This is a genomic window from Geodermatophilus sp. URMC 64 (assembly GCF_053502555.1).
In genome coordinates this window covers 4861659-4885047 of sequence record NZ_CP199955.1, presented here as the reverse complement: position 1 = coordinate 4885047, position 23389 = coordinate 4861659, and the positions used below count along the sequence as shown (strand labels likewise).

Here is a 23389-nt window from a genome sequence, read left to right as displayed (position 1 = left end):
CCCCGCCGGCCGGCGCGACGCTTCCCGCGCTCGATCCCGACTCGCGGAGGCGATCCCCATGACCAGCAGCACCACGACGACTGTGGCCGAGATCTACGCGGCCTTCGGGCGCGGCGACGTCCCGGCGATCCTGGACCGGCTCACCGAGGACGTGATGTGGGAGGAGTGGACCGACAACTTCACCCAGCGGGCGGGCGTGCCCCACATGGTGCCGCGGCGCGGGCGGGACGACGTCGCCGGCTTCTTCGCCCTCGTCGGCGCCTGGACGCCGGGGTACTTCGAGGTGCTGGACCTGATCGGCGACGGCCCGCAGGTGGTCGCCGAGATCCGGGCGTCGTTCGAGCTACCCGGCGGCGGACGGTTCGCCGATGAGGAGCTGCACCTGTGGACGTTCGACGAGTCCGGCCGGGTGTGCCGCTTCCGGCACTACGTGGACACCGCGAAGCACATCGCGGCGAGCGCGGGCGAGGACACGCTGGCCGGCGCGCCGGCCGAGGCGGTCAGCGGCGGGCAGCGAGCCGGATGAGCGCGACGACGATCGCGGCGCCGGTGGCCACGGCCATGGTCGGGAAGCCCTGGACCAGCAGGGTGACCATCAGCAGGCCGAACGCCTTGATGCCCGACAGCTGCACCGACGGCGCCGCGATCATGTTCACGGCCGCGACGGCGGCGAAGACCAGCGGTGGGCTCACCACGACGCTGAGCAGGTCGCGGCGGCGCACCACGAACGCGGCGATCACGGTGGAGACGACCAGCGCCACCAGGGTGATCATGCCCAGGCCGGTGGCCAGGAACGACTCGGCGCCGGCGGCGGCCAGGGTGACGAGGAAGACGGCGAGGACGGCGAGGATGCCGCGCAGCTTGCTGCCGCCGGCCTCGACCGCGGGGGCGGGCCGGCGGGCCGGCCGAGCGGCGGCCCGCTCGTCGTCGTAGCGCTCCCGCTCGCTCGCGCGCACGGGACGGTTGGGCTCGGCGGGACGGCGCGGCACCGGCGGCCGGGAGTACTGCGGCGACTCGTCGGAGTAGTCGGCCCGGGCGCGGGGGCGGTCGGCCGGCCGGGGGCGCGGCGGCATCGCACCGCGCGGACGCGCCGGTCGATCAGCGGCCATCGCGCGATCCGCGCGTGCCCGGGAGGACCGGCCGACCGGCGCCCCGCTGTGCTGCCAGGCGTCGGCTGCGTTCACCGCCATGGCGCCCTCCCGTCCCGTTGCGGGCAACCCGAGCGGCCACCCCGTTCCGGTTCGTCACGGTAGCCAGTCCGACCGCGACCCGGCGGGACGCCGAGGCCGAGTCGCCCTGTCAACAAGTGCCGAAGTCGACACGGCACGTGACCACACAGTTGCGAGTACCCCCGGTCCGACCGTGCAACGCGCGGGGGCTGCGGGTTGTGCCCCGCGGGGGCGTCAGCCGTGGGTGCCGTCGCGGGCGTCCTCCTCGCAGGGCGGCAGCAGGTCGGGGTCGGCCGGGCGGAGCGCCCGCACGGTGGCCTCCAGTCGCTGGGGCTCGGGGACCGGCTTCTCGCCCACGCCCAGGTCGTCGAAGCGGCGGGCGGCGGCCAGCACCGAGGTCTCGTAGGAGCCGACGGTCTCGTTGTAGCGGGTCATCGTCGTGCCGAGCGCGGCCCCGAGCCGGGTGAGGTGGCCGGACAGCGTGGTCAGCCGCGCGTGCAGCCGGCGGCCCACCTCCAGCACCTGGTCGGCGTCGCGGGCCAGCCGCTCCTGCCGCCACGAGTAGGCGACGGTGCGCAGCAGCGCCAGGAGCGTGCTCGGCGTCGCGAGGACGACGTCGCGGGCGAAGCCGTACTCCAGCAGCCCCGGCTCGGCCTCCAGTGCTGTCGTCAGGAAGCCGTCGGACGGGACGAACAGGACGGTGAACGGCGCCGCCGGGCGGAACGCGGTCGGGTAGCGGCGGGCCGACAGGGCGTCGACGTGCGCGCGCAGCTGACGGGCGTGCGCGGCCACCCGCTGCACCCGCACCGCCTCGTCAGGAGCCTGGACGGCCTCGATGTAGCCGGTGAACGGCACCTTCGCGTCGACCACCACCTGCCGCCCGTCGGCGAGGGTGACGACGAGGTCGGGGCGGACGCCGGCGCCCTCGTCGTTGGTCGACCCGGGCTGCTCGACGAAGTCGCAGTGCTCGAGCAGGCCCGCGACCTCGACCACGCGGCGCAGCTGCACCTCGCCCCACCGGCCGCGGACGTGCGGGGTGCGCAGCGCGGTGACCAGCGCGGCGGTCTCCTGCTTCAGCTGCGCCGAGGCGTGCCCGACCGTGCCCATCTGCTCGCGCAGCTCGCCGTGGGCGGTGGCGCGGGCCCGCTCCATGCCGGTGAGCAGCCGGTGCAGGTGGTCCAGCGACTCGTGCAGCGGCTCGAGGCCGGCCTCTGCCGGGCGGCGGCGGGCGAGCAGCGCGACGACGCCGAGGGTGACCGCGGTGGCCAGCAGCGCACCGAGGAGGAGCCCGAGCAGCAGGGAGGCGGCGTCCATGTCGGGCAGGGTGCCCGACGCCACCGACAGTTCCGGTCAGGCTGCGCCGTGTGAGGCCTCGTGGTCGAGCAGCCAGCGCTTCACCGGGGTGCCCCACCGGAACCCGCCGAGACCGCCGTCGGACCCCAGCACCCGGTGGCAGGGCACGAACAGCGCCGCGGCGTTGCGCGCGCAGGCGTTGGCCGCGGCGCGCACCGCCGTCGGGCGGCCGCAGCGCACCGCGAACGCGGCGTAGGTGGCCGGCTTCCCGGCCGGGATGCGGCGCAGCTCCTCCCACGCCTCCTGCAGGAACGGCCCCGACCGCTGCCGGACCACGACGTCGTCGATCGCGGTGACGTCGCCGGCGTGGAAGGCCTCGACCGCGTCGAGGACCGGCAGCCGGGCGACGCGCTCGCTCGTCGCCGGCCGCAGCGAGCGGTGCACCACCGGCAGCAGGTCGCCGACGTCGGCCGTCCACCCGGCGGCCAGGACGGCGTCGTCCTCGGCGACCACCACGGTGAACGGGCCGGGCGGGGTGGCCACGGTGGCGTGGCGGGCGGTCATCAGGCACTCCTCGGCAGCGCGGCGCGGGTGAACAGGGACGGCACGGCGAGCGCCCACAGGTGCATGACCGCGTAGGAGCGCCACGGCCGCCAGCGGCCAGCCGCGTCGCGGTCAGAGCTGCCGAGCGCGGCCAGGCTGCGGCGCAGCGCCAGGTCGCCGGGCAGCCAGACATCGGGGTCGGCGAGGCCGCGCAGGCCCACCAGCGCCGCCGTCCACGGGCCGATGCCGGGGACGGCGACCAGCGCGCGGGCCGCCTCCGCCCGGTCGGCGCCGGGGTCGAGCGGGACGTCGCCGCGGTCGAGGGCGGCGGCGAGCGCGTGCACGGTGCGGCGGCGGGTGCCGGTCAGCCCGACGGCGGTGAGGTCGGCCTCGGCCAGCGCCTCGGCGCGGGGGAAGGCGTGGGTGAGCGTGCCGACCGGCTCCGGCAGCGGGGTGCCGGCCGCGCGCAGCACCCGGGCGGTGAGCGTGCGGGCGCCGGCGACGGACACCTGCTGGCCCAGCACCGCGCGGATCGCGAGCTCCGCGGCGTCTGGGGAGGCCGGCACGCGGCGGCCGGGCGCGCCGGCGACCAGCCCGGCCAGCGCGGGGTCGGTGCCGAGGACGTCGTCCACCGCGGCCGGGTCGGCGTCCAGGTCGAGCATTCGCCGGCAGCGGGTGACCGCCGCGCCAAGGTCCCGCAGGGACGTCAGCCGCAGCCGGGCGGTGACCGCGGAGCCGTCGGCGGGGGAGAGGCGCACCACCGCGGGGCCGTGGGGCAGGTCGAGGACGCGGGCGAACGTCGTCCCGTCCCACTCCTCCAGGCCGGGGACGGCGTGCGCGCCGAGGAAGAGGAGGACCTCGGCCGCGTCGTAGGGCGCGCGGGCGGCCAGCCGCAGGGTGAGCTCGCCGGGCGTGCCCGGGGCACCGCGGCGCTTGTGCCGCAGGGTCGTCGGCGTCGCGGCGAAGACCTCGCGGACGGTGTCGTTGAACTGCCGGATGCTGGCGAACCCGGCGGCGAAGGCGACCTCGGCCATGGGCAGGTCGGTGGTCTCGATGAGCACGCGGGCGGTCTGCGCGCGGCGGGCGCGGGCCAGCGCGAGGGCGCCGACGCCGAGCTCGCCGACCAGCAGCCGGTGCAGCTGCCGCTCGGAGTAGCCGAGCCGCGCGGCCAGCCCGGGGACGCCGGAGCGCTCGACCTCGCCGTCGGCGATCAGCCGCATCGCGCGGGCGACGACGTCCGCGCGCACGTCCCACTCGGGTGAGCCCGGGGCGGCGTCCGGCCGGCAGCGGCGGCAGGCGCGGAACCCGGCTGCCTGGGCCGCGGCGGCGGTGGTGAAGAAGGAGACGTTGCGGGACAGCGGGGTGCGGGCCGGGCAGGACGGGCGGCAGTAGATGCCGGTGGTGTGCACCGCGGTGAAGAACCAGCCGTCGAACCGGGCGTCGCGGCCGGCGACCGCGCGGTAGCAGCGCTCGTGGTCCAGGGCCTCGGTCACGGGAGCGAGCCTGCCACCGCCCACCGACGCAGGACTGGCGGTTTCCGGACATTGCCGTGGGCTACGGTCGCCGGGGTGATCCTCGACTCGCTCGACGTCTCGCCGGCGCGGTTCGCCGCGGGTACGGGCTGGCAGATCAAGCCGGAGGGTGCCTGCAAGGCCGAGGCCTGCGTCCCGCTCGACCGCTCCGGCTTCGATCTCGTGCGGACGGCGGAGCGACTTGGCATGGCGCTCGTGCACGACGAGGAGACCGGCCTCTGGGCGCTCGGCCCGGAGTCGCTGGGCGACCGGGCGCTCGTCACCGCGGAGGCGCCCGAGCTGTTGCTCGACGACCTCGACGGCACGGAGTTCCGCCTCTCGTCGCTGCGGGGGCAGAAGGTCGTGCTCGTCGCCTGGGCGCCCTACTAGGGCTGCGCCTTCGACCTGCCCGGGTGGCAGGCCCTGCGCACCGAGCTGCACCCCCGCGGCCTCGAGGTGGTCACGGTCTCGCTGGAGCTCTCCGGCCCCGAGGCCTCCCGGCCGCACATCGAGGCGGCGCGGCCGGAACACCCCTCGCTGCTCGATCCCACGCACCGCATGGACGCGCTGTTCGGCGTCGTCAACATCCCGAACGTGGTCTGGATCGACGAGCAGGGGCTGATCGTGCGGCCGCCGGAGCCCGGCTGGCCGGACGGGGCGTCGCACCTGCCCGCGACGATCGCCGAGTCGATGCCCCGGCTCGGGCGTGCGAGGAGCGCACCGCCGACGCCGAAGGGCGCGCTGGACGTGCGCACCTTGACCAGGACCGGTCAGGACCGCGGGGCCTACGCCGATGCGATCCGGGACTGGGTCGAGCTGGGGGCGGAGAGCGCGTACGCGCTGAGCCCGTCCGAGGTCGTCGCCCGCTCGCAGCCGCGGCCGAAGGCGGTGTCGGAGGCCGCGGCCCACTTCGAGCTGGCCGACCACCTGTGGCGTACCGGCCGGCGGGAGCGGGCGATCGCGCACTTCAACGCCTGCCACCGTCTCCAGCCGGAGAACTGGACCTACCGGCGGCAGGCGTACTCGCTGGTCAGCGACGAGCGGATCGGTGGACCTGCCGGTCGGTTCGCGCAAGGTCCGGTGGAGGGCGAGGAGGACGACTGGCCGTTCGAGTCGGACTTCCGGTCGCAGATCGCCACGCTGGGCGAGGGGGAGTACTACCCGCGCACGTTCTGAGGCGCCGTGGCACCCACGTAGGCTGGACTCCCGTGAGCTTGACCATCGGGATCGTCGGCCTGCCCAACGTCGGCAAGTCGACGCTGTTCAACGCGCTGACCAAGAACGACGTGCTGGCCGCGAACTACCCGTTCGCGACCATCGAGCCGAACGTCGGTGTGGTCGGCGTCCCCGACGGCCGGCTCAAGAAGCTCGCCGACATCTTCGGCAGCCAGAAGATCATCCCGGCGACGGTGTCGTTCGTGGACATCGCCGGCATCGTCCGCGGCGCCAGCGAGGGGCAGGGCCTGGGCAACAAGTTCCTGGCCAACATCCGCGAGAGCGACGCGATCTGCCAGGTCATCCGCGTGTTCACCGATCCGGACGTCGTCCACGTCGAGGGCAAGGTGAGCCCGAAGGACGACATCGAGACGATCAACACCGAGCTGATCCTCGCCGACCTGCAGACGCTGGAGAAGGCGGTCCCGCGGCTGGAGAAGGAGTCGCGCAAGGACAAGGAGCGGGCGGCGCTGCACAAGGCCGCCGTCGAGGCGCAGCAGATCCTCAACGAGGGGCGGACGCTGTTCTCCGCCGGTATCGATCTCGAGCCGCTGCGGGAGCTGTCGCTGCTGACCACCAAGCCCTTCCTCTACGTCTTCAACGTCGACGAAGAGGAGCTGGCCGACGAGGCCACCATCGCGTCGCTGCGCGAGCTGGTGGCGCCGGCCGAGGCGATCCTGCTCGACGCGAAGATCGAGGCCGAGCTCGCCGAGCTGCCCGAGGAAGAGGCCGCCGAGCTGCTGGCCGCCGTCGGGCAGGACGAGCCGGGGCTGCACCAGCTGGCGCGGGTCGGGTTCGCGACCCTCGGCCTGCAGACCTACCTGACGGCCGGGCCCAAGGAGTCGCGGGCCTGGACGATCCCGATCGGCGCGACCGCCCCGCAGGCCGCCGGCGTGATCCACACCGACTTCCAGCGCGGCTTCATCAAGGCCGAGATCGTCTCCTTCGACCAGCTCGTCGAGGCCGGCTCGATGGCCGAGGCCAAGGCCCGTGGCTGGGTCCGCATGGAGGGCAAGGAGTACGTCATGCAGGACGGCGACGTCGTGGAGTTCCGCTTCAACGTCTGACTGGGTGAGTTTCCGCTGGTCAGTGGCTTGCGGAGGTACCCGAGTCCGCAGAGAGTCCGCAACTGTCCGCAAACAGTTGCTCCGCGGCGCGCCTCGTCCGGTCCTCCGCGGTGGGCCACAGGTGGCTGTGGGTGTTCAGTGTCGTGGTCGCCGTGGCATGCCCGAGGGCGCGCTGGACGGTGACGACGTCGCAGCCGGAGGCGATGAGCCCGGAGGCGTAGAAGTGCCGGAGGTCGTGCAGCTTGACGCCGCTGAGGCCGGCCGCGGCGAGCGTCGTCCGCCAGCGGTGGCCGACGGTGTTCTGGTGTGGCGGCTGGCCGGCGTCCCCGGTGAACAGCCAGGTGCCCTCTGGGCAGTGGGCGGCGACGTGCCGGGCGAGCAGGTCGACCAGAGACGGCGCGAGGTACACCTGCCGCTCGCTGCCGTACTTCGGTGCGCGCAGCTCGATCGCGCCGCCGGGGGCGCGCTGGACCTGGCGGGCGACGGTGAGGGTGCGGCGGAGGAAGTCGACGTCGCCGACGCGGACGGCGGCCGCCTCACCCAGGCGCAGGCCGGCGAAGCCGCACAGCCCGACGAAGGCGCCGAAGGGCCCGTCGGCGGCCTCGAGGATCGCGCCGACCTGAGCTGGAGTCGGCAGTGTCATGGCGGCGGCCGCGCGGCGGCGGCGGGGGAGGGCGATGCCCTCGCTCGGGTCGCGGGGAATGACCCGGTCGGCGACGGCGCCGCGCAGGACGGCGCGGACGTTGTTGGTCCGGGTGTGCACGGTGCCCGGTGCCAGGCCGCGGGAGACCATGCTCTTGACCCAGTGCTCGACGTGCGAGCGGCGCAGGGACCGCATCCGGACGTCGGCGAAGGTCGTGGACCGGGCGGCCAGGCTCATCGCCGTTTCGGTGCCGGGCGCCCACACCTGGCGGACCGACCACTCGGCGTAGTACTCGGCGAAGGTCTGCCGGCCCGCCCCAGGGTCGACGTAGGTGCCCGTGACCACGGCAGCAGTGACCTCGTCGAGCCAGCGCTGGGCGTCGACCTTGCGGTCGAAGTGGCGGGCATGCTCCTTGCCGTGCTCGTCCCGGTACCGCGGCCTGTACTTGCCGTTCGGCAGCCTCGAGATGCTGGCCATGCTGCTGCCCCTCGTCGTCGGTCGATCGGGCGCCCGCCCGAGGTCCCGGTGTAGCGCCCACGGGTCCGCCGGCGGGGCTGCGGCGAGAATCTATGGCGGACCACTGCCACTTCGACGCTGGAGAGCGGCGTGATGGCGGCGGTGCTCGCCCGCACCGGAGCGTCCACCCGCTTCTCCAGTTGTTCTCCAGTAGCGGTGACCGGGGGTTCCGTCCGTCGGGCCGGCCGCATGGGAGGGGTTGACCATGGGCTGCCGCTCCCCGCCCGGCCGCAGCCGCGGCTGCTGGAGGGGCGCTGGAAGGAGGACATGAGGGACCCCCTCAGCTCAGCGCAGCCTGGGTGCGTCGACTGTGATGGAGCTTGAGGAGGTCTCGATGGGGATCGTAGGCGGGTTCGACATCCACCGGCGGCAGATCACCTTTGACTACCTCGACGAGCGCAGCGGCGAGTCCCGGCACGGACGAATCGCTCCGGCCGACCGGATGCTGCTGCGCGGCTGGCTGGAGCATCTGTTCGCCGGGACGGGCGCGCCGGCGGCGTTCGCGGTCGAGGGCTGCACCGGCTGGCGGTTCGTGGTCGAGGAGCTGCAACGCGCCGGGATCGAGGCGCATCTGGCCGAGCCGGCCGACACCGCGGCTGTGCGCGCCGAAGCGGCGGGCCAAGACCGACCGGGCCGACGCCCGGCTGCTGCGCGATCTGCTCGCCGACGGGCGGCTGCCCGAGTCGTGGATCCCGCCGGCGCACGTGCTGGAGATGCGCGCCCGGCTGCAGTTGTTCAAGGACCTGCGCGAGCAGCACACCGGCTGGGTGCAGCGCATCCACGCGATCCTGCTGCACCACGGCGTCGCGGCGGTCAGCGGCGGCCTGCTCAGCCTGGACAACCGTCGCATGCTCGAGTCCGGTGAGGGCCTCTCGCCGGCCGGGCGCCAGGCGGTGGCGACCGCGCTGCGGATCATCGACGCCCTGGATGCCGAGCTCGATCCGCTGCGCCGCCAGATCGCCGCGTTCGCCGACCGGCAGCCCGGCTGCCGGGCACTGCAGGCCGACTACGGCATCGGGCCGATCACCGCCGCGGCGCTGTGGAGCGAACTGGGCGATTCCCGCCGCTTCTCCGCCTCGCGCAAGGCGGTGCGGCACACCGGCCTGGACATCACCGTGCACTCCTCCGACGGCAAACGCACCGCCGCGCACCTGTCCCGGCAGGGCTCGCCGCTGCTGCGCTGGGTGCTGTTCGAGGCCGCCCAGTGCGCCGCCCGACCTGGCTCGCCCGAGTACGCCTACTACCGGCGGGTCGCCGACCGGGTCGGTGGCGGACGGGCCACCCTCTCGGTGGCCCGCAAGATGGTCCGCCGGGCGCATCACACCCTGCGCGCCCTCGGTGACCAGGCCCTCGCCCCGGCCTGATCCGCGACCCCGATCCGAGGGGATGCAGTGCGCGCATCTGCCCACCGCCGATGCCCGCGGCCCGCTCCTGCACATAGCGCTGCCGATCGTGCGATCAGCACGAAACGGCCCGGAAAGACTGAGCGGCCGCCTGTCCCGTGGGACACCCCAGAGATCATCATGTCGCCGCAGCCGCCCCACCCCTGGCTGCGCGCACCGAGATAAGGCTGGGCGCCCGCGCGCCGCACCCCTGCCCCTGCGACCACCGGCGCACCGCCGGACGGGAGCCGCTCATCGCGCGGAACAAGCTGACCCTGCCCCCGGCCGCGGACATGGTGTGCCGGTCCTCGCCGCGGTCAAGGTCGTTCGTCCAGTGGGGCGCTCCACCTTGACCGCGGCTCCGGGCCGGCAACAACCGCAGCTGTCGGGGGCAGGTGGATGGACACGATTGACCAGGGGCCCCTCCACAGATAAGGGCGCTGCGCGTCCCTCCGGGATGGGCCTCCGGCCCACCCTTCCCCCCGGCGCTACGCAGTCGGAGGACCGCTGGTTTATGGGGAAGCGGGGTGGACCCTCGGTTGTCCCCTAAGTCCTGTCTCGAGGCGGTTGGGCCCGGGCCGGCCAAGCAGGAGCGGTGCCGCCGGATCGGCAGTTCAGTCGTGCCGCTTCCGTACTGCATGGCGCAACTGGATGATGCGCGCGCTACCGAGGAGCAGCGTGAGGAGGGTGCCGCCGACCGCAGCGATGAGCAGCATGAGGGCCAGGGAGGTGCTGCCGGTCAGGCCGAGGAAGGACACCACCACAGTGTGGGTGTTCTGAACCATGAAGATGATCAGTGCGACGGTGATCAGTGCTGCGGCGCAAGCTGCCACCCACAGCCGTCCGGTGCGCGTGCCGCGCACCCGCTGCCGCGGCCCCGTTGACGGCCGCGGGGCGCTGACCTGCTCTGGCTGCGGGCTGGGGGGCACAGAGCCCCCGTTGACGGGAGCCTGGTCGGCGCCCGGGACATCGTTGGTGGGATGAAGAGACATGGACTGCTCCGGACCGATGCCATTGCCGGTTCGGTGGGCACCATGGCGGTGGCCTGTCACCCATTCCGGACGATTCCGATCCTACGCCTCTCTGCGCCGGACAAGACGAGTCGGACGACTTGTTCGCGCAGAGACGCACCGCCCAACGAGCGGAGGGACCGCGCCCTCGCCGTGGCTCTGAGTCGCCCGGCCCGTGCAGAACAAGGGCGCCTCCGGGCACCATCCGCACATTTGGATGTGTGGATGCCCGCGTCAGCGAGTCAAGTGACCTCCCTCGGACTCCCAGACCGTGGCCTCCTCGATGGTTGACCGGGAGGACAGTGAGGGCGGTGGTGACACCGGCGGGCCCGCTGCGCTCAGCGCGTCGAGCAGCGCGGTAGGGGTGTCCCGGTTGGCACGGTCAGTGGCGGCCGAGAAGGCGCGCTGCGCGACTGCCGCCGTCGTCTCAGGCGGAACGACGAGGAGATCCACCCGACCGGGCCCCACGTCAGCGGTCAAGTTCAGCAACTGCCGGTCCACGCCGCGGAACCAGCCGAGACGGATGATTCGCCCGCCCGCCTGTAGCCGCCGCGTCGCCAGCTCCCACGCGTCGGGGTTGTAGGCCACTCGAGTCACCCGGATTCCCCGCCGGTGCAGCTCCTCGACAAGCGGGGGCAGCTCACGCGTCAGATTCCGCGATCGGGGCCACCATGCCCCATCCAATGCGCTACCTGCGGCCGGTGGATCGATCAGAGCGACGCGGGCGGCCTCCTCATCGCCAGGCTCGGGCAAGGGGAGCGACGACGACGTCGCCGTGCGGTCGACGCCGTCCGGGGAGATTGGGGGTCGGCGGGTGACCCGGATGGTCGTCATGACCGGACCGTTCCGCGTCGGTAGTGCCTCTGGGTAGTGGTGGGCCCCATCGAAGGGACCGCCGATCTCCCTCCGTCAGCGGAGGGGCTTGGCGTCGCAGTGACACCGACCACCAACTTACGCGTTCCCTCCTGCTTCCTCGGACGCGGTCAAGCAGACGTGATTCCACATGCCATGGCAGGAGGTCTCGCTTGGCGGTTGTGGGTGGGACGGCCATCGGCTTGCCGCGTGGCCACGGTTGGCCTATTGGTCGGCTGACGTGCGATCGACAAGGGAACAGCCACCGGTTCCGGGAGCCCTGGCGAATCACGGGCAGGGGATGTTCGGCGAGCCCAGGTGGATTCACCAGCACCAACGACAACCTCAGGAGCAATCGACATTCCGCCAGAGAATCCGCGATGGGGTCGAGTGGCCCATCCGGAGGCACGGCTGATTGGCTGAACCATGCCGAAGATGCTGCGGATGGCCGGGACGGACCTCGTGTGGGAACTGGACGACTCCGTCGATCTTGCGGATCGCGCCCAGGAGATCGTGACAGCTCGGGCGAGCAACCAGTTTGTGACACTGATGGCTCGCCTGCCGGGTCAGAGCGACTTTGCCTACCTGACCCTGGCACCAGGTCAACTCGCTTGGTGGTCACTCGGCGAGGAGCGCAACCCCAGCGCGATCGACCCGGGGCGGTGACTACCCGAGCGTCCGAAACTCGACGCGATCGGCTGACCCGACTGGCACAGCTGTCCTTGAGCGCTCCCTGCAGACCCCGTGCCGCACGTGCGATCACGTGTTACCCCGACCGGGATAGGGAGACCTTCCCGCACGCAGCCGCGACGGGCCCACCTCAAAGGTACGGGCCTTGGCGACGAAGACCACCGCCACCGCGGCGAGCGCACCGCCGTCGCGGCCGAGGGGCGCAAGGCCCTTGGCACACAGCCCGCGAGGACTCTTCCACCGCAGCTTGCCCAGCCGGGCCGGGTGCCCCGCCCGCTTGGGGGGACGGCGCAGGTGGTCTGGGCCTCCGCGAGAGCCCCGTAGATGCTGCCGACGGGGTTCCGGTTGCCATAGGGCTTCCCGTACAGGAGGAGTCGCGGCATCTGGGGCCATCCGACGCCGAGGTGGACTCGGCCAAGATCACACGGCCGGCCCTAGCTCTCCATGATGCCGCCCCAAAATGCTCTCTCCATCGCCTCCCCAATAGCCAACCGCAGTCAATGCTTAACCGATCATTAGAACCTTTACCGAGGAACGGCACGTGTGCTACCGACAGAGGTAGCTCGGGCCGCGCTTCACAGGGCTTGTCGGCATCTTCGGGGGATGACATGCCGGTCATTGTTGAATGGCATTGGTAAATGCATGCCGAGATTTCGGCTACGCCGGCGACGCCGGCGCGCTGGCCCCATCGCCAGCAGCAGTACCTAACGTTGAACCGTCACTGCCATCGACCGCGACGGCCAGTCGAATGTCACCCCTCCTCCCTGGGGACGTCACTGCTGATCTGGAGGACGCCGCCCGAGCGTCACCGTCCATAACCTATGGAGGAGATACCGGGGGATGAGGGCCGCAGAGCTCCTACGACAGGGGTCGGCGCCGGGGTCGACGTGGGTGTTCGCCGGGTCAGGACGACGTGGCCTCCGGCAGAAGCGTGAACGCTTCGACGTCGAACTCGCTGGTACCCGGTCGAACGCGATCGAGAAGCTGGTCATACCCCTCTAGGCTCGGCCGGCATTGGGGACCCATGGAGGACGCGACCGGACACCAGAGCTGTCCGCAGCGAGCGCGAGGTGTCCCTGGAGGGCGAACCAGGCCGCGGCAGTCCGCACAGAGTCCGCAGAACGGTCAATCAGGGCCCATCGCGGCCGATCTTGCTCAACGGCATGTGCGCAGCTCAGAAGGCATATCCGTAAGCTGTCAACGTCGTTCGATGACCCCGAATTCGTTCCGCTTCAACGTCTGATGAGGCGCGATCGGCCCCCCTCGGCCTACTGACCCTCATCCGGGAGTCGGTCGTCCAGGTCGTCGTTCCAGAAGGACAGTTCGTACGTTCGGATGATCGCCGACTTGCGGAACGTCGCTGACTGGTAGAGGCATCCCGCGGCGACAAGTGCGAGGACGAGGCCGGTCAGCCCGGCGAACAGTGGAAGTCCGCCGGTGAAGATCTCCACGAGAGCTACCACGGCGCCCAGGACGAGTGCCGGGACCGAGCGACTGAGCATCAGGCTGATGGATCTCAGGCGGAAGACGTCAGCAGCGGCTTCCCTGTCGTCCGCCTCGAGCGCGGCGAGCAGTGTGAACGGATCCAGCTGCAGGAATGTGCGCGGGGTCGAAATGGCGTTGCGTCGGAGGAACTCCTCTCGAGCTTCTTTCGACGGTTCCGTCGACCCGAAGGGGTTGAATCGATCGACCACCTTTCCGAGAGGGTGCGACGCCTGCCCGGTCAAGAACGCCGCAACAGCCAGGGCGATGAGCAGGAGCAAAGAGGGGAGTCCGAGAAGGCTCGGCACGTCGATCCAGCCGGCCCGGTGGGACACGTACGCGAACGTCGTCAGGTAGAGCGATCCGGGTATCGCATACGCCAGCAGGTCGAAGATGCCGAGTATGAACGCCATTCCTCGCTCCCGGTGTCGCGGCTGTACGGAGACGCTGAGGATCCCCTGACCGACGTCGTTGATGTGTGCAGTTCCGCGTCGACGTGCGCTGCATCATGGCTCTGGTCTCGGCCCGACGAGGAGGGCGGACCTCCGACTCGGGCGGCACCACGGCCCGTCCGGCGCCACAACCCTTCCCAATCCGGGCGGCGCGGAGCACGCTCGTCCCTGCTGGTCGGAGGTCACTGTCCCTGCGCAGTAGGGGAGGTGAGCCGTGAGTGCCGTCGCGGCTCCGTTTGACCCAAGGCTCGCGCCGTGCGGCCACACGCACGGCGGCGAGAAGTACCTGACCGAGGACCACGAGGGTCTGATCACCGAGGAACTCCGGTACTCCTGCGGGTGCCGGAGCGCCCGGGAAGAGTTCCACGACGGCAGTTGCCACCGCATGGTCGTCCACCACAACGGAAAGGTTCTGGCGGACGAGGAGTGGCGAGGTGAGTGACAGCGTCATACGCGCGACGCACGACGTCCTGATCGTGGGAGGAGGCGGCGCAGGCCTGCGCGCCGCCATCGCCATCGCCGAGACCAACCCCCGGCTCGACGTGGCCGTGATCTCCAAGGTCTACCCGATGCGCAGCCACACGGTCTCGGCCGAGGGCGGCGCGGCCGGAGTCATCGGCGACGACGACAGCCTCGACGAGCACTGCTACGACACGGTCTCCGGCAGCGACTGGCTGGGCGACCAGGACGCCATCGAGGCCTTCGTCCGGGAGGCGCCGGAGGAGCTGCTGCAGCTCGAGCACTGGGGTTGCCCGTGGAGCCGGCGGCCGGACGGCCGCGTCGCGGTCCGCGCGTTCGGCGGCATGAAGAAGATGCGCACCTGGTTCGCCGCCGACAAGACCGGCTTCCACATGCTGCACACGCTGTTCCAGACGTCGCTGAAGTTCGGCGAGGTCAAGCGGTACGACGAGGAGTTCGTGACCCGGCTGCTGGTGGACGACGGCCGGGTGCACGGCGTCGTGGCGATCGGACTGATGAGCGGGCGGATCCAGGCGGTCACCGCCAAGGCGGTCGTCCTGTGCACCGGCGGCTGCGGCAAGGTCTTCCCGTTCACCACGAACGCCAACATCAACACCGGCGACGGCATGGCCCTGGCCTATCGCGCGGGCGCGCCGCTCAAGGACATGGAGTTCGTCCAGTACCACCCGACCGGTCTGCCCTTCACGGGCATCCTCATCACCGAGGCGGCCCGCGCCGAGGGCGGCTGGCTGCTCAACAAGGACGGCTACCGCTACCTGCAGGACTACGACCTGGGCACGCCGACCTACGCGCCCCAGCTCCGGAGCATGGAGCTCGGCCCCCGCGACCGCCTGTCGCAGGCGTTCGTGCACGAGATGGAGAAGGGCCGGACCGTGGAGTCGCCCTACGGGGACGTCGTCCACCTCGACCTGCGCCACCTCGGCGAGAAGCTGATCGACACGAAGCTCCCCTTCGTGCGCGAGCTGTGCCTGAAGTACGAGCGGATCGACCCCGTGCACGAGCTGATCCCCGTCCGCCCGGTGGTGCACTACATGATGGGCGGGGTCTCCACCGACATGGACGGCGCGACCGGGCTCGGCGGGCTCTACGCCGCGGGCGAGACGGCGTGCGTGAGCATCAACGGCGCCAACCGGCTCGGCTCCAACTCGCTGCCCGAGTGCCTGGTGTTCGGGGCCCGGGCCGGGCGGGCGGCGGCCGAGTACGCCTCCGCCGCGGGGACGACGCCGTCCGTCATCGAGGCGCAGGCCGACGACGAGGTCCGCCGCCTGGAGCACGACCTGCTGGGCAAGGGACCCGGCACCGAGAGCATCGCCGCCATCCGCGACGACATGCAGGCCACGATGGAGGAGGCCGCCGGCATCTTCCGGACCGGACCGGAGATGGCCAAGGGCGCGGACACCCTGGCCGAACTGCAGGAGCGCGTCGCGAACGTCGGCCTGGCGGACACCAGCCGCTCGTTCAACACCGAGCTCCTGGCCGCCCTGGAGCTGGCCAACATGCTCGACATCAGCGAGTGCATCCTCACGGCCGGGATGCAGCGGGAGGAGTCCCGGGGCGCGCACCAGCGCACCGACTTCCCCACCCGCGACGACGAACGCTTCCTGACCCACCTGCTCGTGTACCGCAATCCCGACGGGACGTCGCGGGTCGAACGGGCGCCAGTGACCATCACCCGGTGGGCTCCGGGTGAACGGATCTACGGCAGGTAGCGATGGCGGACAGCATCCAGCTCAGGGTGTCCCGGTACCGACCCGACACCGACTCCGAGCCGCACTGGCAGGAGTACGAGGTCCCGATGCGGAAGGAGTGGACGGTCCTCGACGGCCTCAACCACGTCAAGAACGAGGTCGACACCACCCTGTCGTTCCGCTGGTCGTGCCGCATGGGCATCTGCGGCAGCTGCGGCATGAACGTCGAGGGCGAACCCAAGCTGACCTGCGCCACGTTCCTCTCCGACTACGCGCCGGGCCCGGTCACGATCGAGCCCCTGGCGAATTTCCCGGTGGTGCGTGACCTGGTCGTCGACCTGTCCGACTTCATGGCGAAGCTGCCGCGGGTCAAGCCCTGGATCATCCGCCCGGACGACGACCCGCACCGGAACGTCGAGCCCGACGTGGAGTACCTCCAGACGCCCGAGGAGCTGGACGCCTACCGGCAGTTCAGCATGTGCATCAACTGCATGCTCTGCTACTCCGCCTGCCCGGTCTACGGCCTCGACCCCGAGTTCATCGGACCGGCCGCGATCGCGCTCGCCGAGCGGTACGACCTCGACTCGCGCGATCACGGCGGGCGGCAGCGTCTCGACGTCCTCATCGAGCACGAGGGCGTCTGGGGCTGCACCTTCGTCGGCGAGTGCACGCGGGTGTGCCCGAAGCACGTGGATCCCGCCTCCGCCATCCAGCGGTACAAGCTGAAGACGGCGCTGCAGACGGTGAAGGCCTTCCTGCTCCCGCGGGGCGCGCGATGACTCCCTCCGGGGGCACGCCGGCCCCTCTGCGCCTGTACCGGCCGCGCATCTCGACCTGGTGGTGGACCCGGAAGCGCACCTACTTCGTCTTCGTGATGCGCGAGATCAGCAGCGTCTTCATCGCCTGGTTCGTGGTGTACCTGCTGCTGCTCCTCTACGCCGTCGGTCAGGGCGAGGCGCAGTACCGGCGCTTCCTCGACTGGGCGTCCGCGCCGTGGGTCATCGCGTTGAACCTGCTGGCGCTGGTCTTCGTGCTGCTGCACACGGTGACCTGGTTCGCCCTCACCCCGCAGGCGATGGAGGTCCGGCTGGACGGCCGGAAGGTGCCGGACTTCCACATCCTCGCCGGGCAGTACACCGGCCTGGTGGTGGTCTCCCTGTTCGTGCTCTGGCTGGTGACCCGATGAGCCGGCGGCGCGTCGAACCGCTCGTGTGGCTGATGTTCAGCGCCGGCGGCGTGCTGGCCGCGGTGGCCCTGCCGATCATGGTGCTTCTGTTCGGGCTGCTGGTCCCGCTGGGCTGGCTCGATCTCGACTACGCCCACCTGCGCGCCGTCGTCGGTCACCCGCTGACCTTCATCGCCCTGCTCGTCGCGTTCGTGCTGGCGCTCGTGCACAGCGCCCACCGCTTCCGGTACACGCTGTACGACGGGCTGCAGATCAAGAAGAAGCGGACCGTCGCGGTGCTGTGCTACGGCGCCGCCGTGGTGGGCTCGGTCGCCGCGGTGGCCGTGCTCTGGTCCGCCGCCTAGATCAGCGCGCCGCGCTCCTCGGTGCAGGGGGTCACGGCGGCCCGTCCGGTCCGTCGCTCGGCGCAGGCGGTGGGACGACGTCGCCCGATGCCCCGATGACCGGGTCGGCATCCACGACCGGCGGGAGGACGGTGACGGTGTCCTCGCCAGCAGGTCGTCCCACATCGCTGGTGGCCCCGGACGTGCGCTGGGACATCGCGCCGATGCGGGCCTGCAGCGCGGCCGGGGCGGCATCCTTCACCTTGTCCAGTGCCTGTTGGACCTCCGGCCGTTCCGCGAAGCTCGAGGCGGCGCGCTTGATCTGCTCGAACCTCGCCCGCCCCGCGCGGGCACCGACGACGTATCCCACGCCGAAGCCCAATCCCAACGACAACCTGCCCATGAGCTTCTTCCTGCCCTTCCGTAGTCGTTTGCCCGTCTCGGAGACGACCTCGGGAACCGTTTCGACGGCGCCGCCGAGCCTGATCGCGCTCGCGGCATGCAGGGCGGACGCCGCTCCAGCGCGCGTCCCGCGCCAGACGAGCCCCCCGATGGCCGCGACCAGGGGCGCCGCCGCGGCGACCATCTCCCTCGTCCGCGCCGTCGCCTCCACCGATGCGGCGCGGGCACTGCTCGCGGCGGCGGCAGCGACCCGTCCGGCCGCCGCGGCACCGTCGCGGGCGCGTCGGACGGTCAGTCCCGGCTGCGGCTGGGACCGCCGCCGGCGCAGGCGCAGTACCCCGGCGACGAGGACCCCCACGCCGGCGAGGACCGCGAGAACCGCTGCCACGCCCGGACCCCGTCGAGCGACATCCGCCCTGTCGGGCTGGTCGGCGACCGCCTCGGGTGTGCCGACGGGAGCATCGGGCGGCGGGACATCGGTCGGCAGCACGGTCTCCGATGCGGCCCGCGAGTACTCGATCCCGTAGTGGCGGTAGAGCGCCGCTTCCTCGCCCTGGGACAGGTGCTGGGTGTCACCCGCGGGTCGCGGCGCGTCGCCGACCTTGCTGCGGCTGACCGCGACCTGCACGTGTTCGCCCGCCTCGGTCGCGTCGACGAGCGGGACGATCACCGTCGCCTCGTCGACTTCGGCGTAGAGCCACTCCGGCAGTCCCGTGCCGTCGTCGGTCAGCACGGCGGTGCACACGCCGATCTCGGCGCCGTCGCGGTCGATCACCGTTCTGCCGACCCAGGTCCGCAGGATGCCTCGATCGGGCAATGCCATGGCCGCCTCCCCACCTCGGGCGGCCGGCGAAGCGGGGCGCTGCGCGGGCGGCCCGTCGATCGCGCCGTCCCCGCGCTACCCGCCAATGCCGTCCGCCAACCGGTGCGGCGAGGCGGGCTCAGGCCCCGAGCTGCTCGAGCCGGATGGCCACGCGCAGCCGGGCCGCCAGGACGTCCGGCCGCCCCGACTGCACGTAGCGCCCCAACGACGCGTGCGCGCGCTGGAGTTCGGCGACGCTCATCGGCTCGCTGCTGCTGACCCGCCGGATGATGTCGTCCGGTTCCGTCATGGCCTGGGGGCTGAACCGGCAATGGGCGCCCTGGCATCCGGTGCCCCTCGAGCGTGTCCCGCGATGCGGGTGACGGCAGAGCTGTTGTCCATGCTGGGCGGCTCCCGTGTCCGAACTGTCATCCCCTCTTCGGCCACGGGGGCGCCCCCGGATGCGGTCAGCGAGCGGCGTCCGCGATGACACCCGCCGAGCAGGCGCTGGTGGTGCGCGAGCACCCGATGAGCCCAGGCTTGCCCGGTGGCCGCTCCCTACGACCCGTTCGCGGCCGGTCCGTGCCGGGTCGACGTGCAGTCCTCCGACCTGGTCGATCGCGTCCGCGGCCGCCGGCTCCCGTGTGATGTGTGGCGGCCGGTCGGATCGGCACGCCCACCCCTCGTGCTGGTCTCACACCTGAGCGGCGGGGATCGGCACTCGACGACGTACCTGTGCGAGCACCTCGCCGCCCACGGCTACGCCGTCGCCGCGCTGGATCACAGCGAGGTCGTCGTCCCGGAGCTCAGGGCACCGCACGGTGAGACAGCGGAGGCCGCAGCCCGCCGCATCGAGGCGGTCGTCGCGAGCCGCGTGCCGGACCTGCGCCTGGCACTCGACCGGCTGTCGGAGGGAAGCCGAGCCGCCGTGGTCGGGCACAGCTTCGGCGGCTGGACGGCGCTGGCCGCGCCCGAGGTCGAGCCGCGCGTGCGGGCCGTGGTGAGCCTGGCGCCGGCGGGCAGCTCGCATCCCCGGCCGGGCGTCCTGCCCGTGACGCTCTCCTTCGCCTGGGGGCGGCCCGTGCCCACGCTGGTCCTCACCGGCGACCAGGACGTCCTGACGCCCCTGGACGGCGTCGCCGAACTGTTCCGACGCTGTCCGCCGCCCAAGCGGATGTTCGTCCTGCGGCGGGCCGATCACCTGCACTTCCTCGATGACGCGGCGAGCGCGCACGAGGCCCTGCGGGCGAGTTCGCTGCCCGGTGAGGCCGCGTGGATCCCCGGCGCTCTGCGGCCGTTCGCCGAGCTGTGCACGGCGGAGGCGGCGCACACCTTCGCCGGCGCGTTGACCCTCGCCCACCTCGACGCCGTCCTCCGCGACGATGCCGCCGCGGGCGACTGGCTGGCCCGCGACGCCGTTCCCGCTCTGGCGCGCCGGGGCGTGGACGCGTACGAGGCCCCGGGCGACGACGCAGGCTGAACCGGACCGATGAAGGGCCGAAGCGCCCTGTGGGAGGCCGTCCGGGATGCGCTTGGGTGGAGGCGGAAGGGAGCGGATCAGCGGGGGCCGCCGCCGCACGTGGGAACGCATCCACGACGACCACGAGGGGTCGAACGATGGCAACCACCCTGCCCGCCTTCACGCCGCTCGAAGACAGCCTCTTCGTGACGCTCTGCTGCCGCGCGCTCGACAACCGCTCCCCGCATCCGGTCCTCGGCGACGCCATGGCCGACCAGATCGTCCGCACGCTGGGCTACGACTACGGCCACCTGCACATCGACACGAACCTGCGGCTGAACGCGGCCCTCCGGGCGAAGAAGATGGACGAGGTCGTGTCGGCGTTCCTCGCCCGGCACCCGGACGCGGTGGGGCTCGACCTGGGCGCGGGCCTGGACACCCGGGCGATCCGCCTCGACCCGCCGTCCACCGTCGACTGGTATGACGTCGACCTCCCGGCGGTGATCGAGGCGCGGGCGGGCCTGATCCCGGATCGGCCGAACACGCACACCATCGGCGCCGACGTCACGACCGCGGAGTGGCTGGACGCCGTCCCGACCGATCGCCCGGCCGTGATCGTCGCCGACGGCCTGATCGGCTTCCTCACCCAGGACGACGTGACCTCCCTGCTCGACCGGCTGATCGGCCACTTCCCCAGCGGTGAGATGGTCTTCAACTCCTACGCGAAGTTCGCGATCTGGGCGACCAAGCACACTCCCGGCACCAAGGGCGTCTCCGGCCTGCTCAAGTTCCCGGGCGTCGACGACCCCCGCGTCTTCGAGCGCTGGAACCCCCGACTGCACCTGGTGCGGGAGATCCTGCTCAGCCGCGAACCCGAGATCGCCCGGTTCCCGCCGGTGCTGCGGCTGTACTACCGGCTGTCGTCGCACAGCACGGCCTGGTCCCGCAAGGGCACGATCGTCCTGCACTACCGCTTCTAGGGCCCCGATGGGCGATGCGGCGGCGACCGCGGCCCAGCGAGTGGCCGAGGTCCGCGACGAGCCTGCGGCGCGCTACGCGTTGGCGGCGCGCTTCTACCGGGACGCCGCGGGTCCACGACGGCGGTACGCCCCGGCCGAGCTCAGCTTCCTGCGGTGGGCGCTCGCCAGGGGAGTGCTCGCGCCGCCGGACGCCGAGCAGCCCGGCAGCCCGTGGTGGCGGGCGGTCAACGAGCGGCTGCTGCGGGACAAGGTGGAGGCCGATCTGCTGGCCGCCGGCGCGCACGGTCAGCCCCGCGCAGCCAGCGTCGAGCTGTGGCTGCGGTTCCTCCGCGAGCCCGCGCCGGCGGCCTGGTACCGCGCCCACAACGCCAGCATCGTGGCCGCCTACCTGGAGCACGAGCGGCTGACGGCGGACGAACTGCCCGTGGAGCGGTTCATGATGAACGTCGCGCTGCTGCGGGTGCTCTACACCCACGCGCTGGTCGCCCGTCCGCGGCTCGCTCTCGGCCCGCTGCGCCCCCTCGGCCCGGTGCTCGCCGACCCGCGGGGACCGGCGGTCCGGCTCTTCCTCGACCTCCGCCGCTCCTTCCCGAGCCACTATCCGCTGCGGATGCCGCTGACGGAGGCGATCGCCCGGGAGCAGCCGCTCGCCCGCGCGCTGGACTACGGGGTGATCGCGCCCCGGCTCCCGGACCTGTACGCGTTCTCCGCCGCCGCTCTGGGGGAACCGCGCCTGACCGGCCTGCTGGACGACGGCGCGCCTGCCTACGCGTGGCCGCACGCGGACCGGTTCCTGTGGACCGCCGGCAACACCGGCCGCCACCTGCGCGCGCTCGCCGTCCTGACCGGGGTGGGACCGGGCTACGACCGGCAGTTCGGCTGAGCCGCCTCACGACTCGACGGCGAAGAGCTCCCACTCCTCCGGCACGCCCTTCAGGGCGTGCGGCCCGCGCTCGGCGAGGTGCAGCCCCGACCCGGCCAGGATGTCCCGCACCGTCCGGGAGACGAGGATCTCGCCGGCGCCGGCCGCCTGCATGACGCGGGCGGCGATGTGGACGGCGATGCCTCCGACGTGGGAACCGCGCACCTCCACCTCGCCGGTGTGCGCGCCGGTCCGGATCTCCAGGCCGAGGCGGCCGAGGTCCTCCCGCAGCGCGAGCACCGCGCGGACCGCGCGCCCGGGGCCGTCGAAGGTCGCCAGGACGCCGTCCCCCGTCGTCTCGACCAGCCGGCCGCCGAAGGCCGCCACCACCCGCCGCGCCGTCTCGTCGTGCTGGTCGAGCAGCTGCCGCCAGCGCGCGTCACCGAGGGCGTCGGCGAGCCGGGTGGATCCGACGATGTCGGTGAAGACGATGGTCCGGAGCGCTCGCTCCGGCGCGGTGCTGCGCAGCGCGCCGGTGAGGAACTCCTCGATGGCGTCGACCGCCAGCTCCGGGTGCTCCCAGGCCAGCGGACCGTCGCGCCCGGGCAGCTCCACGAAGATCGCGCCCTCGACGAGCTCGGCGAGGTAGCGGCCGTGCTCGATGCGGTACATCGCGTAGTCGCGGCGGTGCAGCACCAGCGTGGGCACGTGCACGCTGCGCAGCGCCGGGCGGGCGTCGGCGTCGAGCATCGCCGTCAGGTAGGCGCGGACCGCGCCGGGACTGGCGATGCTGCGGGTGTAGCGCGCGAACCACCGGCGGAAGTGCTCGTCGGAGGCGTGGCTGGGCACCTGCAGGTGCACCTGGTCCTCGGTGCCCCACGTCTCCACCACCTGGTCCACGACGGCGGCCGCGCGCTCCGGTGTCGTGCCGATGGGGTAGTCGTCGGCAGCCAGAACCCGCGCGGCGGTGTTGGCGAGGATCAGCGCGCTCGTCCGGGAGGGGTGCGTGGCCGCGAACAACGCGGCCATCGGGCCTGCGTCCCACACTCCCATGACCGCCGCGCGCCGGGCGCCGACGGCGTCCATGACCGCGAGGACCTCCTCCAGGTACGACTCCCACGGCGGCAGGGCCCGCAGCGGCAGCGGATCCGAGACGCCGGAGCCGCGGCGGTCGAACCGGATGAGCCGGCAGAACCGGCTCATCCGGTGGTACATGGCGACCAGCTCCGGGTCGTCCCAGTCCAGGTCGATGCTGCTGAACGTCCCGGACGACAGGACGAGGTCGGGCGGCCCGCTGCCGACGACCTGGTAGGCGATGCGCTCGTCGCCGAGCCGCGCGTACCGCGTCTCGGGTTCCGGCGGGGCGCTCACGGGACGCGCAG

The 23389-nt window shown here is 72.4% G+C and carries 24 protein-coding genes and 1 pseudogene; 13 read left to right on the top strand and 12 right to left on the bottom strand.

All coding sequences use genetic code 11. The annotated features are described in order from the left end of the window. Window positions 1-58: 58 nt before the first annotated feature. Window positions 59-526, top strand: coding sequence for a nuclear transport factor 2 family protein (locus ACWIYF_RS23920; protein ID WP_448625314.1), 468 nt, complete (start codon window positions 59-61; stop codon window positions 524-526). On the opposite strand, the gene ACWIYF_RS23915 is transcribed toward ACWIYF_RS23920, so the two are convergent. From ACWIYF_RS23915 to ACWIYF_RS23900, 4 genes are all read right to left on the bottom strand, one after another. Further along, window positions 501-1109 carry a DUF6542 domain-containing protein gene (locus ACWIYF_RS23915; protein WP_448625313.1) on the bottom strand — a complete coding sequence of 203 codons (609 nt, stop codon included), beginning with the start codon at window positions 1107-1109 and terminating at the stop codon, window positions 501-503. The genes ACWIYF_RS23920 and ACWIYF_RS23915 overlap by 26 nt on opposite strands. A 294-nt stretch (window positions 1110-1403) precedes the next feature. Continuing rightward, window positions 1404-2483, bottom strand: a complete 1080-nt coding sequence (locus ACWIYF_RS23910) for a DNA recombination protein RmuC (RefSeq protein WP_448625312.1) — start codon at window positions 2481-2483, stop codon at window positions 1404-1406. 36 nt (window positions 2484-2519) lie between these two features. After that, entirely contained in the window at window positions 2520-3026 is a 507-nt protein-coding gene (locus ACWIYF_RS23905) for a methylated-DNA--[protein]-cysteine S-methyltransferase (protein WP_448625311.1), read from the bottom strand. Beyond that, window positions 3026-4498, bottom strand: coding sequence for an AlkA N-terminal domain-containing protein (locus ACWIYF_RS23900; RefSeq protein WP_448625310.1), 1473 nt, complete (start codon window positions 4496-4498; stop codon window positions 3026-3028). Before ACWIYF_RS23900 ends, ACWIYF_RS23905 begins: the two co-directional genes overlap by 1 nt. 75 nt (window positions 4499-4573) lie before the next feature. On the opposite strand from ACWIYF_RS23900, the pseudogene ACWIYF_RS23895 reads away from it, so the two are divergent. Both ACWIYF_RS23895 and ychF read left to right on the top strand, forming a co-directional pair. After that, window positions 4574-5692: pseudogene (locus ACWIYF_RS23895) on the top strand (ResA-like WAxxUGC motif-containing protein). A gap of 32 nt (window positions 5693-5724) precedes the next feature. After that, entirely contained in the window at window positions 5725-6798 is a 1074-nt protein-coding gene (gene ychF, locus ACWIYF_RS23890; protein ID WP_448625309.1) for a redox-regulated ATPase YchF, read from the top strand. Window positions 6799-6817: 19 nt separating this feature from the next. Here ychF and ACWIYF_RS23885 read toward each other — a convergent pair whose 3' ends face one another. Together ACWIYF_RS23885 and ACWIYF_RS23880 are read right to left on the bottom strand one after the other, a co-directional pair. Continuing rightward, window positions 6818-7918: a tyrosine-type recombinase/integrase gene (locus ACWIYF_RS23885; protein ID WP_448625308.1), complete on the bottom strand. Its 1101-nt coding sequence runs from the start codon at window positions 7916-7918 to the stop codon at window positions 6818-6820. Window positions 7919-8237: 319 nt separating this feature from the next. Further along, the gene (locus ACWIYF_RS23880) at window positions 8238-8579 is read right to left on the bottom strand and encodes a hypothetical protein (protein WP_448628807.1); all 342 of its coding nucleotides are present in this window, start codon (window positions 8577-8579) and stop codon (window positions 8238-8240) included. On the opposite strand from ACWIYF_RS23880, the gene ACWIYF_RS23875 reads away from it, so the two are divergent. Then, window positions 8527-9321: an IS110 family transposase gene (locus ACWIYF_RS23875; protein ID WP_448628796.1), complete on the top strand. Its 795-nt coding sequence runs from the start codon at window positions 8527-8529 to the stop codon at window positions 9319-9321. The two genes, ACWIYF_RS23880 and ACWIYF_RS23875, sit on opposite strands and share 53 nt — an antisense overlap. Before the next feature lie 632 nt (window positions 9322-9953). Here the strand turns inward: ACWIYF_RS23875 and ACWIYF_RS23870 are convergent. Both ACWIYF_RS23870 and ACWIYF_RS23865 read right to left on the bottom strand, forming a co-directional pair. Further along, complete coding sequence (locus ACWIYF_RS23870; protein WP_448625307.1) at window positions 9954-10202, bottom strand: LapA family protein; 249 nt, start codon at window positions 10200-10202, stop codon at window positions 9954-9956. Window positions 10203-10583: 381 nt separating this feature from the next. Further along, window positions 10584-11183 carry a DUF5994 family protein gene (locus ACWIYF_RS23865; RefSeq protein ID WP_448625306.1) on the bottom strand — a complete coding sequence of 200 codons (600 nt, stop codon included), beginning with the start codon at window positions 11181-11183 and terminating at the stop codon, window positions 10584-10586. Between the two features lie 453 nt (window positions 11184-11636). Here ACWIYF_RS23865 and ACWIYF_RS23860 point away from each other — a divergent pair, with 453 nt between their 5' ends. Beyond that, window positions 11637-11867: a hypothetical protein gene (locus ACWIYF_RS23860; RefSeq protein WP_448625305.1), complete on the top strand. Its 231-nt coding sequence runs from the start codon at window positions 11637-11639 to the stop codon at window positions 11865-11867. Between the two features lie 1292 nt (window positions 11868-13159). On the opposite strand, the gene ACWIYF_RS23855 is transcribed toward ACWIYF_RS23860, so the two are convergent. After that, the gene (locus ACWIYF_RS23855; protein ID WP_448625304.1) at window positions 13160-13786 is read right to left on the bottom strand and encodes a hypothetical protein; all 627 of its coding nucleotides are present in this window, start codon (window positions 13784-13786) and stop codon (window positions 13160-13162) included. A gap of 253 nt (window positions 13787-14039) precedes the next feature. Here ACWIYF_RS23855 and ACWIYF_RS23850 point away from each other — a divergent pair, with 253 nt between their 5' ends. From ACWIYF_RS23850 to frdD, 5 genes are read left to right on the top strand one after another with little or no spacing between them, the layout of a single operon-like run. After that, window positions 14040-14267 carry a hypothetical protein gene (locus ACWIYF_RS23850; RefSeq protein ID WP_448625303.1) on the top strand — a complete coding sequence of 76 codons (228 nt, stop codon included), beginning with the start codon at window positions 14040-14042 and terminating at the stop codon, window positions 14265-14267. Then, a complete protein-coding gene (gene frdA, locus ACWIYF_RS23845; protein WP_448625302.1) occupies window positions 14260-16014 on the top strand; it encodes a fumarate reductase (quinol) flavoprotein subunit in 1755 nt (584 codons plus the stop codon). Before ACWIYF_RS23850 ends, frdA begins: the two co-directional genes overlap by 8 nt. 2 nt (window positions 16015-16016) lie before the next feature. Then, window positions 16017-16772, top strand: coding sequence for a succinate dehydrogenase/fumarate reductase iron-sulfur subunit (locus tag ACWIYF_RS23840; RefSeq protein ID WP_448625301.1), 756 nt, complete (start codon window positions 16017-16019; stop codon window positions 16770-16772). Beyond that, window positions 16769-17179, top strand: a complete 411-nt coding sequence (locus tag ACWIYF_RS23835; RefSeq protein WP_448625300.1) for a hypothetical protein — start codon at window positions 16769-16771, stop codon at window positions 17177-17179. Before ACWIYF_RS23840 ends, ACWIYF_RS23835 begins: the two co-directional genes overlap by 4 nt. Next, entirely contained in the window at window positions 17176-17523 is a 348-nt protein-coding gene (frdD, locus tag ACWIYF_RS23830; protein WP_448625299.1) for a fumarate reductase subunit FrdD, read from the top strand. Before ACWIYF_RS23835 ends, frdD begins: the two co-directional genes overlap by 4 nt. Before the next feature lie 31 nt (window positions 17524-17554). On the opposite strand, the gene ACWIYF_RS23825 is transcribed toward frdD, so the two are convergent. Both ACWIYF_RS23825 and ACWIYF_RS23820 read right to left on the bottom strand, forming a co-directional pair. After that, on the bottom strand, window positions 17555-18637 hold the full coding sequence (locus tag ACWIYF_RS23825; RefSeq protein ID WP_448625298.1) for a hypothetical protein: 1083 nt from the start codon (window positions 18635-18637) through the stop codon (window positions 17555-17557). 208 nt (window positions 18638-18845) lie between these two features. Next, complete coding sequence (locus ACWIYF_RS23820; protein ID WP_448625297.1) at window positions 18846-19016, bottom strand: hypothetical protein; 171 nt, start codon at window positions 19014-19016, stop codon at window positions 18846-18848. Window positions 19017-19391: 375 nt separating this feature from the next. Here ACWIYF_RS23820 and ACWIYF_RS23815 point away from each other — a divergent pair, with 375 nt between their 5' ends. The 3 genes from ACWIYF_RS23815 to ACWIYF_RS23805 all read left to right on the top strand — a co-directional run bounded on the left by ACWIYF_RS23815 (window position 19392) and on the right by ACWIYF_RS23805 (window position 22028). Next, entirely contained in the window at window positions 19392-20186 is a 795-nt protein-coding gene (locus tag ACWIYF_RS23815; protein ID WP_448625296.1) for an alpha/beta hydrolase family protein, read from the top strand. Window positions 20187-20323: 137 nt separating this feature from the next. Further along, entirely contained in the window at window positions 20324-21145 is an 822-nt protein-coding gene (locus tag ACWIYF_RS23810; protein WP_448625295.1) for a class I SAM-dependent methyltransferase, read from the top strand. A gap of 7 nt (window positions 21146-21152) precedes the next feature. After that, window positions 21153-22028, top strand: coding sequence for a hypothetical protein (locus ACWIYF_RS23805; protein WP_448625294.1), 876 nt, complete (start codon window positions 21153-21155; stop codon window positions 22026-22028). Window positions 22029-22034: 6 nt separating this feature from the next. On the opposite strand, the gene ACWIYF_RS23800 is transcribed toward ACWIYF_RS23805, so the two are convergent. Beyond that, window positions 22035-23378, bottom strand: a complete 1344-nt coding sequence (locus tag ACWIYF_RS23800; protein ID WP_448625293.1) for an adenylate/guanylate cyclase domain-containing protein — start codon at window positions 23376-23378, stop codon at window positions 22035-22037. Between the last annotated feature and the right edge of the window lie 11 nt (window positions 23379-23389).

Excerpts from the sequence above, each read along its gene's own strand:
- ACWIYF_RS23920 (WP_448625314.1), top strand. The coding sequence starts at position 59 with ATGACCAGCAGCACCACGACGACTGTGGCCGAGATCTACGCGGCCTTC.
- ACWIYF_RS23915 (WP_448625313.1), bottom strand. The coding sequence starts at position 1,109 with ATGGCCGCTGATCGACCGGCGCGTCCGCGCGGTGCGATGCCGCCGCGC.
- ACWIYF_RS23910 (WP_448625312.1), bottom strand. The coding sequence starts at position 2,483 with ATGGACGCCGCCTCCCTGCTGCTCGGGCTCCTCCTCGGTGCGCTGCTG.
- ACWIYF_RS23905 (WP_448625311.1), bottom strand. The coding sequence starts at position 3,026 with ATGACCGCCCGCCACGCCACCGTGGCCACCCCGCCCGGCCCGTTCACC.
- ACWIYF_RS23885 (WP_448625308.1), bottom strand. The coding sequence starts at position 7,918 with ATGGCCAGCATCTCGAGGCTGCCGAACGGCAAGTACAGGCCGCGGTAC.
- ACWIYF_RS23865 (WP_448625306.1), bottom strand. The coding sequence starts at position 11,183 with ATGACGACCATCCGGGTCACCCGCCGACCCCCAATCTCCCCGGACGGC.
- ACWIYF_RS23860 (WP_448625305.1), top strand. The coding sequence starts at position 11,637 with ATGCTGCGGATGGCCGGGACGGACCTCGTGTGGGAACTGGACGACTCC.
- ACWIYF_RS23855 (WP_448625304.1), bottom strand. The coding sequence starts at position 13,786 with ATGGCGTTCATACTCGGCATCTTCGACCTGCTGGCGTATGCGATACCC.
- ACWIYF_RS23840 (WP_448625301.1), top strand. The coding sequence starts at position 16,017 with ATGGCGGACAGCATCCAGCTCAGGGTGTCCCGGTACCGACCCGACACC.
- ACWIYF_RS23835 (WP_448625300.1), top strand. The coding sequence starts at position 16,769 with ATGACTCCCTCCGGGGGCACGCCGGCCCCTCTGCGCCTGTACCGGCCG.
- frdD (WP_448625299.1), top strand. The coding sequence starts at position 17,176 with ATGAGCCGGCGGCGCGTCGAACCGCTCGTGTGGCTGATGTTCAGCGCC.
- ACWIYF_RS23820 (WP_448625297.1), bottom strand. The coding sequence starts at position 19,016 with ATGACGGAACCGGACGACATCATCCGGCGGGTCAGCAGCAGCGAGCCG.
- ACWIYF_RS23810 (WP_448625295.1), top strand. The coding sequence starts at position 20,324 with ATGGCAACCACCCTGCCCGCCTTCACGCCGCTCGAAGACAGCCTCTTC.
- ACWIYF_RS23805 (WP_448625294.1), top strand. The coding sequence starts at position 21,153 with ATGGGCGATGCGGCGGCGACCGCGGCCCAGCGAGTGGCCGAGGTCCGC.